Here is a 12,275-nt window from a genome sequence, read left to right on the forward strand (position 1 = left end):
GATCATCGCCTTCATGGAGCGGGCCAGCTCCACCATGTCGAGCAGCTCCTCCTTGGTGAAGTCGTTGGTGTCGATGAAGTCTTTCGCAGCCATGGAGCCTCCTTGGCTTCAAGGAGGCAGACCGCGATCCCGCAGCCTGCCTCCGAATGCGGACGATGTCGGAAACGCAAAGTTACGCCTTGGCGGCGATGGCCGCCGCGTCGGGCTGCTGCAGCGCCATGCAGTGGATGTTGCCGCCGCACAGCGACCACTCGCGCGTGTAGATCTTGATGATCTCGCGCTCGGGCATGAGCTCGGCGAACATATCGCATGCCACCTGGTCCATCGGGTCGCCGAACTGGGGCACCAGAAGCCCGCCGTTCACGAAGTAGCTGTTGATGTACGTGACGGCCAGCGGAAGCCCGCCCTCGCGCGAGGCGGCGTCCTTGCAGATGTCCACGCCCGCGCTCTCCTCCTCGGAGATGTGCATGATCTCGGGGATGGGAATCTTGTGGATCTCAAGCTTGCGGCCCTTGGCGTCGGTGGCCTCGGACAGCACGTCGTAGGCGGCCTTGAGGTTGGGGTATTGCGGATTGGACTCGTCGTCGGTCCACGACAGCGCGATCACGCCGGGGCGCACGAAGAAACACACGTCGTCGATATGGCCGTCCGTCTCGTCGAAGGCCATGCCGTCCTCAAGCCAGATGACCTTCTCGAGGTTCATGTACTCCTTGAAGTAGTTCTCCACCTCTTCTTTGGTGAGGTGCGGGTTGCGGTTGTGATTGAGCACGCTGTTCTCGGTGACGATGAGGGTGCCCTCGCCGTCGATCTGCATGGCGCCGCCCTCGAACACCATGTTCGTTGCGTCGTAGGCGTCGTAGTTCTCGAGGTCGAGCAGCTTCGTGGCGAACTCCTGGTCGCGCTTCCACGGGAAGTACAGACCCCCCTCAAACCCGCCGTACGCGTTCCATCCCCAGGTCACGCCACGCATCTCGCCCTTGTCGTTGATGACGTAGAACGGGCCTTTGTCCTGTGCCCACGCGTCGTCGATGGTCATCTCCACCACGCGCACCTCGTGCGGCAGGCGGGCGCGGGCGTTCTCGTACTGGGACGCGGAGCAGAACACCGTGAGCGGCTCGTGCTTGACGATCTCCTTCGCCACTTCCACGAGCACGGCCTGGGCGGGCTTGCCGCCGTTGCGCCAGGTGTCTTGGCGCTCGGGCCAGATGAGGAAGTCCTGCTTGCGCGGCTCGAACTCCGCGGGCATGCGGAAACCGTCTTTTTTGGGCGTGCTGTCGGTGATGATCCTCATGATGCGCTCCTTACGGTCGGTTGGCCCAGATCGGTTCGTCTGGCCTCATGGCCGCATCGTACGCTCATGCGGCGCGGCAGGTCAGTACCCGCAGGCGGGGCGCTGGAAGATCACCCGTGCGCGCCAGAGCGCCCTTCCAGGTACCCCGAAGGTACCCTTTCAGGTACCCCGGAGGTACCCGAAAAGGCAGGCTGTTTACGGTACAATGGAGCCGGTCGCGGCAAAGCTTCGACAAGGGAGGGCGGCTGGCCTATGGTTGAGCTGAGCGATGGCGCATGGAGGAGGATCGACGACCTCCTGTTCGATCTGTACGCGATAAACGACGTTTTCGAGCTGCGAAAACGCTTCATGGCCGGCTTCAAGGAGCTTGTTCCCTACGCGAAAGGGTTCTTCGACCTGTGCGACTGCAGCGAAAGCGGCCGCTACGTGTTCTTCGATCCGGTGTCGGTGGACATGACCGACGACGAGCTTCTGAGCTACTACCGCACCTACGAGCCCGTCGACTACGTGGCCTGGCTGTTCTCGGGCGACGAACCCGTGGTGTACCGCGACTCCACGCTCGTGAGCGACGAGGCGCGCGAGAGGTCGGTGCTGTACCGGGAATGGATGCGGCCGATGAACATCCATTTCAGCATGGGAAGCACCCAGGTGGCGAACGGGACGATCTACGGATCGGTCACGCTGTTCCGCGAGCGGGACGCGGCCGACTTCGCCGAGGACGAGCTGGAATGCCTGGCCGTGCTGAACCGCCATCTGTCGGCCCTGCTCGCCCGCGCGCACCCGGGAGGGTTGCGCCGCGACGCGACGGGGCGGCCTGCGGCGGGGCGGCCCGAGCTTACCGAACGCGAGCAGGAGATCGTCGCGCTTATTGCCGAGGGGATGAGCAACCAGCAGATAGGCCTTCGGCTGTTCATTTCGGAGAACACGGTGAAAAAGCACGTGAAGAGCGTCTATCACAAGCTGGGCGTGTCGAGCCGCCACCAGCTCATGGCCGCGCTCTACCGCGACGCGGCCATCGTGGTGGACACGGAGTAGCGCGCCAAAGCAGATAAGGGATCGGCAACGGGCAGGGGGCCTTCCGTCAAACCGCCTCCGACACGGGGAGTCGGCCGCATCCGCCCCCCGTCAGCGTTGGCACGGACCCTGCCGCCGGCGGTTCGGCGGAGGGCGGCGGCGCTGCAGGGGCCGGCGACGTCAGGGCTGGCGCTGCCAGAGGCCGGTCTTGCCGCCGTCCTTCTTGAGCAGGCGCACGTCGGTGATCTCCATGCCGCGATCGACCGCTTTGCACATGTCGTAGATCGTAAGGCACGCCACGCTCGCGGCGGTGAGGGCCTCCATCTCTATGCCCGTCTTGCCGGTGACGCCGCAGGTGACCGTCACGTGAACGCCCACGCGGCCGTCCGCGCGCGCACCTGCGGCCGCAGGCGCGCAGTCCACCTTGGCCTTGGTGATGTTGAGCGGATGGCACATGGGGATGAGGTCGCTTGTGCGCTTGGCCGCCATCACGCCGGCCACGCGCGCGCAAGCCAGCACGTCGCCTTTCGCGGCGGTGCCGTCAACGATGAGCGCAAGCGTCTCGGGCTTCATGGAGATGAAACCCTCCGCCACGGCGACGCGCTCTGTGTCGGGTTTGGCCGACACGTCCACCATGCGCACGTCCCCCTTCTCGTCGATATGCGTAAGCTGGTCGGTCATGATGTCTTTCCTTTCCAACGATGGAAAACTGGCAGCCGTCCGCAGCGTCGGGCGGCTTTGGCAGCCGGCGGACCGCCGAAGCCGCTATCCTCCGATCTGGGACATGCCGCGCTCGGTTCCCACTTTGTCGTGATGATCGTCCGGCTTGGCGCCCAGCGCTTCGGCGAACACGGCGCGCACGGCCGCGTCCGCCTCTTCGCCCGAAGCCCCGCGCAGCGCCGCGCGCACGTCGTACTCGTCATCGGAGAACAAACACGGGCGCAGCTTGCCGTCGGCAGTGAGGCGCAGGCGGTTGCACTCGCCGCAGAAATGACGCGACAGCGGGCTGATAAAACCCACCGTGCCCTGCGCACCGGGAAACTCGAAGTACCGCGCCGGTCCCCAGCCGATCGGGCGGTCGTCGCCGGCGGGCACAAGCTCGGGCAGCCCCTGCTCGCGGGCCCGCTCGTTCACGATGCCGAGCAGCTCCTCGCTGGGCACCACGTCCTCCGGACCCCAGCCGCATCCGTCAAGCCCCGCGCTCTCCCCCACCGGCATGTACTCGATGAACCGCACGTGCAGCGGGCGGTCGATGGAGAGCTTCGCGAACGCCAGCACGTCCTGCTCCAGACGGCGCACCACCACCGCGTTGACCTTCACCGGGTTGAACCCCGCCGCAAGCGCCGCCTCCATGCCCGCGAGCGTCTGCGAAAGCTCCCCGCGCCGCGTGATCTGCCGGAACTGCGCGGGATCGAGGGTGTCGAGCGAGATGTTCACACGCGAAAGGCCGGCTCGCTTGAGCTCGTCGGCCATCTGCGGCAGCAGCACGCCGTTGGTGGTCATGGACACGTTGCGGATGCCCGGCGTCGCAGCCACGGCGCGCACGAGGTCCACCACGCCCTTGCGCACAAGCGGCTCGCCGCCCGTGAGCCGCACGCTTCTCACGCCCATGCCGGCGGCCACGCGCACCACGCGCTCTATCTCCTCGATGCGCAGAACGTCCTCGTGCCGAAGCGATTCCACGCCCTCTTCCGGCATGCAGTAGATGCATCGGAAATTGCATCGATCCGTCAGCGATATCCTCAGATAGTCGATGGTTCGACCATGCTTGTCCTTCATAGGGGGCCGTCTCCCTTCTCGTCCGAGGATATGGTAACGCAAAATCCGCTGCGCGCGCCGCGGATATCCGGGACGTCGGAGAAGGGGCGGAAGGCGCCGGGCGGGCAGACGGAGGGCGCGGGTGGGCGGACAACATGCGCGGGCGCGGACGGTGCGGGCGGGGCGGCGGGTGCGGGCGGGCGGCGCGAACGACCGGGCGGGGCGGCGGGTGCGGGCGCGGCCGGGCGGACGACATGCGCGGGCGCGGGCGGGCGGCGCATCAGGCCAGACGGCGGCAAGGGCAACGGTTGCGCAACGCGAGGTGTCGGGACGGTTTCGGAAACGAACCCGCAGCGAAACGCTTGCTACACTGGTCGAAACCCTTCCCTTGCCGCGCCCCTGAAGGGCCGCTGAATCGAGGCACCATGAGAACTCCCCTTGCGAAGATAGCGCGCGCCGCCTGCGCCGCGCTGCTGGCGGCCACGATCCTTCCCGCCGCCGCGCTGGCGGCGCCGACGGCCGACGCGGGCACGCCCGACGGCGCCGTCAAAGCCGCCCGGCCCCTTGCCAAGACGGCCGACCCCTCCACCGCCGGTGACTGGGCGGACCTTTTCGACCTGCAGGACGCCGCAGGCGGGCCCTCCTACTCCACGGAGGAGTCCGGGCGCCTGTGGGTGGACAAGTCGGTGTACGCAAGCGCCGCCGACGCCGAGGCGGCGGGCATCCCGAACGTCGCGCTCGACAACCCCGACCAGGACTTCCTCGTGGGCCTCTCCACCATGTCGGCCGCCTCCACCGTGCGCGCCGAGCAGGTTGACCCACACGACACCGTGTTTGTGATCAGCCTGAACGCCACGCTCGGCACGTTCACCTACGACGGGCGTGCCTACGCCGAGTACCTTGCCGACGCGCTCAACGCCGCCATCGGCCGCCTCATGGGCACGCCCGCGAAAAACGGCGAGAACCGCGTGGCCGTGATCGGCTACAGCCTTGACGCTGTGGTCATGCTGCCGCTTGCCTCCTACGAGCCAGACGACCAGGGCCGCTATGTGGCGTTCTCCCGCAGCCTGCCCGGCGGCGGCAGCGGGCTGGCCGCGGTTGCCACTGCCCGGGACGGGAGCGCGGCAACCGCAAACGGGCGCTTCGACAACTACTCCTACCCCCAGCGGGGCCTCCACGCGGCCGGCGACATGCTGGAGCAGGCCGCCGCGCTTTCCAGCGCCGACAGCCCGCGCGCACCCGAGCTTGTGTTCATGGGCACCTCCACCCCGCCCACGGCCAACACGGACATCGCCGACCCTCCCCCGTTCTCCGCCGACGATCCCGAGGCGAACGGGTTTTTGGGCGCGTTTCCCAGCGACCTGCACTACACAGGCTCCGGAACCGACACAGCGCTGGCCGAGCTGCTGACCATGCAAAACGAAACCGCGCGCGTGAACGACGCCTACCGGCCTTCCGGCCAGGCCCTGGAGTTTTGCACCGTGGGATTTCGCACGTCGGGCATCGACGCCTACGTGCTGGAGACGGCCGGCGTGCAGGCGTCCATGGAGCTGCCCGCAACCGCAGGCGGCGCGACCGTGGATTTGCGGGAGAACATCGAGGAGGCCCGCGCGCTTTACGCCGAGGCCGCCGCCCGGGGCGAGGAAAGCGTCGCTCTGCCGCTTCTCTCCGCGGGGCCGGGCGGTTTGCGCGAGCGCGACGTCGTCTTCCCTCATCCGATGAACGGGCTGGTCAGCGCACAGGACGACTACGCGCTGCGCGCCGTGGACCGTTCGTTTTCCGCGCTTGACGCCTCCGCGCTCGCCGGCGCCTTCGCCGCAGCCGTCGACGTCGTCCTTGGCATCGAGTACCACTCCCCCGTCAACCAGAACGCCGCGGCGCCCGAAGACCCTGCCGACCGCTTCAACATGGAGGACGACCTGGGCGCGTTCATGGACGTGAAGCGTGTGGAGGGCATCTTGTTTAACGGGCGGCTGCTCGACGGCTCGAAGGCCGCCCAGGCGGCCGTGACCGCGCTCGCCAGCCCATGGGACCTCGAGGCCAACGAGCAGCTTTCGCAGGTGCTCTCGTTTTTGCAGCTGCGCTACGGCATGGACTGGTGGTCGGCGTACTCGCTCATCTCCGATGCGGCCGATGCGGGGCAGACGGCGTGGTCGGCCGACGGAAGCTTCTCCAACTACGCGGCCTACTACGTGGACGCCGACCACCAATTGACGGCGGGCGAAGGCGCGGCGTACCGATTCGCCGGAGACGAGGAGCTGGCCGCAGCGGAAACCGGGAAGTGGCAGACAGCCGAAGGCGTGGACGCCACCACGCGGCAGCGCCTCGAGGCCGCCCGCGCGACCGGGGCGGCGGCCGTGTGCCAAACCTTCTTCTACATTGGGAACCTGGAGAACCAGTACACCGGATCGGACGTGCCCTTATACGACTTCATGGTCATGGTGGAGACGAGCCTTGACGACGGCGGCCAGCGCGTGTTGTTCAGCATCCCGCCCGACAGCATCCCCGCGCGCGAGGCGTTCGTGACCGAGCGCGCCGACGGAGGGGCGGAGATGGAGCTTGACGAGAACGCGCTTGCCACCTACCCGCTGCGCCTCGTGTACGAGGTGGGCCCGCGCGCCGACGTGGCCGCGCTTGCCGACCGGCTGGCTGCGGGCGAGGAGGTGAGCACTGAAGAGCTGCGCGCGGTGCTGGGCGACGACGCGCCCACCGACGCCTCCGGGAACTTCGTGCTGTACGCGGGCGCGTTCCGCGAAGGCGGCGCGGGCGGAAGCGGGGGCGCGGGCGGCATCGTGGCCGAATCGACCATGAACTCGCTGGTGAACGTTGCGAACTCCTACTACACGTTCACGAAGGACACGCCGCTGTACCGGCTGAAGCCCGGCGAAGCGGCCCCCGCCGACGGGCATCCCGCCGAAAGCCAGCTTGAGCCGCTGACCTCGACGCCGCAAACGGGCGCGACCTACTACTTCCCCGCCACGTACTACACGGCAAGCGGGTTGTCCAGCACGGCGGGCGCGCCCGCCGCGGCCATGCGCGCGTTCTACCCCTACGAGGTGCCGTTTTCCGGCGACGATCTGGCGCGCCATTTCCACGCCGACGCGCAGGGAAGCTACTTCGTGCTGGCGGGCACGCCGAAGTTCAACGCGTCGGCCGTGCTGGCCGACTACGCGAAGCGCCCGAACGCCACCGCCACCGCGCCCTACGTGAAAACCGTCTCCGTCTTGGAGTACCAACCGGCCGACCGCACGCTGCTCACGGCGCGCCTCGGCAACAACGGCGCGCTCGTGCTGGCGCCCGCGCAGAAGACCGGCTCGCTCACCGTGTTAAAGGAGCTGGCGGCGGGAGGAGAGGCGTCGCAGGTCACCGCCGCCGACCGCGCGCGGGAGTTCGCCTTCCGCATCACGCTGACCGACGAGGCGGGCTTGCCGCTTTCCGGCTCGGTTGCAACACGGGGGGAAGGCGGCGCGGAAAGCGGGCTTTTGGCGCTTGACGCGCAAGGGTCCATGCAGGCAAGCCTCATGGGCGGGCAGTCCCTCACGCTGGCCGACCTGCCCGAGAACACCCGCTTCGCCGTGGAGGAGCTGGACGCGGAAGCGAGCGGCTTCAAGCCGTCGTTTGTCGTGCGGACGGATGTGGGCGGGAGCGCGAACGCAAGCGGAGGCGCAGCGGGCGACGAGAGCGCACACGCAAGCGAAAACGCGAACGCAGACGGCGGCGAGGGGACGAGCGGAGGCGGAGGCGCGGACGGGAGCGCGAGCGGAGGCGGAGGCGAAAGCGCAGGCGCGGCGGGCGGCAACGCGGGCGGTGTCCAGCGCGCAAGCAGCAGCGCGGGCAGCGAGGCGCACGCGAACGCCGACGCGCCCGCCGACGACGCCCAGCGCACAGACGGCAGCGTGGCAAGCGGCTCCATCGCGGCCGATACGCGCACCGAGGCGGCGTTCACCAACACGAAGCAGGCAGGCACGCTCACGCTGTCAAAGCAGGTGGAGGGCAACGGCGCCGATCCCGCACGTTCCTTCGCGTTCGCGGTGAGGCTCACAGACACAGACGGCGCCCCGCTTTCGGGCGACTTTTCCTACACGCTGGCGGCAAGCGGTAACGCGGGCGGCGCGGGCGCCGTCGGCGTTGCCACGGCCGACGAGAACGGCGAGCTTGCCCTGGAGGGCGGCACGCCCATCGCGCTGGCGGCGGGTCAGTCCGTCACCGTAAGCGGACTGCCGGTGGGCACCGCCTACGCCGCGCGGGAAACCGATGCGGACGGATACGAGACGACCATCTCGAAAACGACGAACAACGGCGCGGCTGCGGAAAGCGATGGCACGGGCCGCATCGAGGCGGCTGAGCAGTCCGACGCGCTCGCGTTCGCGAACGCGCGCTGGCTCTATGGCACGCTCACCCTTACCAAGCAGGTGTCGGGCACGCAGGCCGACGCGGACAAGGCGTTCGACTTCACCGTGACGCTTGAAGACGGCGCGGGCGCGCCCCTTTCCGGCACCGTGGACTACACGGTGGCCGACACGGACGGCAGCGTCGCCCCCGGCCAGGCCGTACTCGATGCGCAGGGGCGCTTCACCGTGTCGCTGAAGGGCGGCCAGACGCTTTTTGCAAGCAAGCTTTTGCAGGGCACCCGCTACGCCATCGAGGAGGCCGACTACGCACACGACCACTACATCGTGAAGCGGGAGAACGCCGAGGGCGTGATCGGCCCTGAGCCGGCTGCGGCGCGCTTCACCAACGTGAAGCAGCCCGGCTCGCTGGGCATCGCAAAGCTCGTGGGCGGCAACGCGGGCGACAAGCAGGCCGCCTACACCTTCGCCGTGGACGTGGAGAGCCTGTTCGCAGGCAGCGCGCCCGAGGAACAGGAGCGCACGTTCAACGCCGTGCGCTACCTGCCCGACGGCTCCACCGCGCCCGAACGCGTCACGTTCGTCCGCGCGGCAGCTGCGGACGGGAACACGAACGCGGATGACGGCGGCGCTGCGGGCGCGGGCGGAAACGCGGATGCGGGCGACAGCGGCGCTGCAGGCGCTGCGAACGACCCCGACGCAGGCGCTGCGAACAACCCTGACGCAGGCGCTGCGGACAGGCCCGATGCGAACGACGGCGCGAACGCAGGCAACCCCGGCGCGCACGCCGCAGACGACGGCGCGAATGCGAATGACGCGCCCGACACCGCGAAAGGCCCCGACGCAGGCGCGCGCACCGCAGACGACAGCACAACGGGCACCGCGAGCAACCTCGACGTAGAAGCCAACGCCGCGGGCACCGCCGAGGTGGAGCTGCGCCACAACGAGGGGCTGCTCATCGAAGGGCTGGATTCCGACGCCGCGTTCACCGTCACCGAGATTGGCGCGGAGGCCCTCATCGCGGACGGCTACGCCATCTACTCCGGCAGCGATCAGAGCGGCAGCTTGCGGGAGGGGCACGTGCACGAAGGCACGCTTGTCCCCGATGCCGCCGTAGGCGTGTACTTCGTCAACGTGAAGGAAGCGTTTGGCAACCTTGCCATCACAAAGCAGGTTGCCGGCAACGCCGCCGAGGCCGAGGCTGCGGCGGGCCGCACGTTTACGTTCTCCATCGCCGCGCAAGACGGGCAGGGCGCGCCTTTGACGGGCACGTTCGAGGCCGTGCTCGAAGGCCCGGACGGATCCTCCGTCCCGCAGACCATCGCGTTCGAGAACGGCATCGCACGCGCAGAGCTGCCCGCCCCTGCCACGCTCGCCATCAAAAATCTGCCCGCGCACACCGCCTACACGGTAAGCGAGCAAAGCCTTGCGGCCGAAGGGTACGCCGTTGAGGCCGTCGGCGCGCAAGGAACCGTCGCGGCCGACGAAACCGCCGTCGCCACCTTCACCAACCGCAAGGAATACGCGCCCGCCGCCGTCGAGCTTGCGGGCACGGAGGTGCTGCGCGGCCGCGACGAGGCAGCCGGCGAGTTCGCGTTCCAGCTGTACGAGGCCGACGGCGCCACGCCCGCCCTCGATGCGGGCGGCAACCCCATCACGGCCGCAAACCGCGCCGCAAGTGCGGGCGTGGCCACCGGTTTCACGCTGCGCGGACTGCAGATAAGCGAGCCGGGCACCCACGCCTATGTGGTGCGGGAGCACGTGCCCGACGGCACCGAACCCCTGCCGGGCGTCGCCTACGACGAGCGCGCCTTCGAGGCCACCGTCACCGTCGCGCAGGACGCGCGCGGGCAGCTGTCCGTCTCGTCCATCGCGTACCGGGTGGACGGCCAGCCCGTGCCCGGCATCTCGTTCGTGAACGAGTACCGCACGTCATCGGGCACCTTCGCGCTCACCGCGCGCAAGAGCCTCGCGGGAGCGGCGCTGGAAGCGGGCTCGTTCGCATTCGTCGCGCAGGAGATCGACCCTGCCACGGAGGCCCCCATCGGGCAGGAAATCGTCGCCCGAAACGCCGCGGACGGCACCGTCGCCTTCCCCGGCTTGAGCGCGAGCGTGCCGCTGGGCGGCGAGGTGCGGCGGTCGTTCATCGTGAGCGAGAGCATCCCCGAGAACGCCACGGCCGAGAACGGATTTTCCGCAGGCGGCGTGACCTACGACACCGGCCAGCACCGCGTGGACGTGGTGGGCACCGACGCTGACGGCACGGGCGCGCTCGCGTTCGCGGTCAGCGGAAAGCCGACGTTCCAGAACAGCTACGACGATAAGGCCGCCGTGCTGTCCGGCCTCACCGTGCAGAAGGTGCTTTTCGGGCGCGACTGGCAGGAGGGCGACGAGTTCGCGTTTTCCCTGCGCACCGCGCGCGCTGTGGACGCAGAGGGCGCGCCCCTCGCGTCGGGCGCGCCGCTGCCGCCGTCCAGCACGGTTTCCGTGAGCGCCTTCGATGCGGCCGCGCAAAAGGCCGTCGCCGCGGGCAGCGCCGTGGAGAAGGCGTTCGGCGACATCGCGTTCTCCGAGCCGGGCACCTACGAGTACGTCCTGTTCGAGCAAGCCGCGGACGCGGGCGGCAACGCGGCCGTCGGCATCGACTACTCAAGCGCGCTCTACACGCTCACGGTGGCCGTGACCTCCGACGGGCAAGGCCATCTTACCGCCTCGCCCACCCTCACCGCCGTCATCGACGACGCGGGCAAGCCCGCCGAAGGAGCGAACGCAGGCGGCCTGGCCGCGCGATTCGGCAACGTCTACGCGGATTCCGCGTTCGCCTCCTTCGACGGCGCGGTGGACTACACCGACGAAAGCGGGAAGCGGCCTTTGGAAAACGGGCTGTTCACGTTCAGCATCAAGGCCGCAGGCGACAACGCCGAGAGCGCGCCGCGGCCCGAGCTTTCCGAGGCGGGCAACGCAGGCGAGCTGTTCACGTTCGGATCGGCCGAGATCGCGCACGACGACGATCTGGCGGGCCAGACGTTCACCTACGAGGTGCGGCAGATCATCCCCGAAGGCGCACGCTACAGTGAGGACGGCACCCAGGCCACGCTCGACGGCATGACCTACGACGCGCGCGTGCAGACCATCGTCGTGCACGTCGTGCAGGAGGAGACGGCGGACGGCGGGCACCGGATGGCCGTTGTCGTGGAGTACCCATCCGGCGAGGACGCCCTCCGAAACCGCGTGGTGTTCCACAACAGCTACGCGCAGCCCGACCCCGGCCCGGGGCCCGAACCCGAGCCGGAACCCGAACCGGAACCCGAACCGACGCCTGAACCCGGACCCGAGCCGACGCCCGAACCCGACCCAACGCCCGAGTCCGGCCCCAAGCCGCCTTCCGCTGACGGGAGCGGGGGCACCGGCGGCGCCTCCGACGGCGCGACGCTCCTCGCGCCCCTCGGCGACCCGATAGGAGCAAGGGCCGCCGCGCTCGCCGCCTTGGGGACCCTCGCCGCCCTGGGAACCCTCGCCGCCGCAGCGTGCGTCGCCAAAAGAAACCGCCGCCGACAAACGGCCCCCTCCCCCGCCAACCAAATCCGGCATCGGAGGCGCGGGAGCGCGCTGCCTGCCAAACCACCGCTGACGCGGCCCCGCCGGCGGTGATCCGGCGAGGGGCCGTCCGCAAGTTGGTCACAAAACGCGCCCTGTGGCACGCGCGAGGCCGCTTTTCCGCCCTCCGCGCCCCTCGCGCCCGGAGAAACCCCAGGTCGCGGAAATCGCGCAGCCCGCCGGCGCGCCGGATCGGCCCTCCGGAATGTCATAGGGCACGTTTTGTGATAAACGTGGGAAAGTGCCTCTGTTGAACCGGGGCGGTG

General features: G+C 69.0%; 5 protein-coding genes. 2 read left to right on the top strand and 3 right to left on the bottom strand.

All coding sequences use genetic code 11. From position 1 onward, the window contains the following. Positions 1 to 172: 172 nt before the first annotated feature. A complete protein-coding gene (gene aguA, locus ACWKY3_RS07915) occupies positions 173 to 1,291 on the bottom strand; it encodes an agmatine deiminase (RefSeq protein ID WP_449315876.1) in 1,119 nt (372 codons plus the stop codon). Between the two features lie 252 nt (positions 1,292 to 1,543). On the opposite strand from aguA, the gene ACWKY3_RS07920 reads away from it, so the two are divergent. Continuing rightward, a complete protein-coding gene (locus ACWKY3_RS07920) occupies positions 1,544 to 2,326 on the top strand; it encodes a helix-turn-helix domain-containing protein (protein ID WP_449315877.1) in 783 nt (260 codons plus the stop codon). A gap of 159 nt (positions 2,327 to 2,485) precedes the next feature. Here the strand turns inward: ACWKY3_RS07920 and moaC are convergent, their stop codons facing one another. After that, the gene (moaC, locus tag ACWKY3_RS07925; RefSeq protein ID WP_449315878.1) at positions 2,486 to 2,986 is read right to left on the bottom strand and encodes a cyclic pyranopterin monophosphate synthase MoaC; all 501 of its coding nucleotides are present in this window, start codon (positions 2,984 to 2,986) and stop codon (positions 2,486 to 2,488) included. 84 nt (positions 2,987 to 3,070) lie between these two features. Next, complete coding sequence (gene moaA / locus ACWKY3_RS07930) at positions 3,071 to 4,084, bottom strand: GTP 3',8-cyclase MoaA (protein WP_449315879.1); 1,014 nt, start codon at positions 4,082 to 4,084, stop codon at positions 3,071 to 3,073. Between the two features lie 404 nt (positions 4,085 to 4,488). On the opposite strand from moaA, the gene ACWKY3_RS07935 reads away from it, so the two are divergent. Continuing rightward, the gene (locus ACWKY3_RS07935) at positions 4,489 to 12,063 is read left to right on the top strand and encodes a DUF7601 domain-containing protein (protein WP_449315880.1); all 7,575 of its coding nucleotides are present in this window, start codon (positions 4,489 to 4,491) and stop codon (positions 12,061 to 12,063) included. Positions 12,064 to 12,275: the final 212 nt, after the last annotated feature.

Source organism: Rubneribacter sp. (assembly GCF_965361815.1).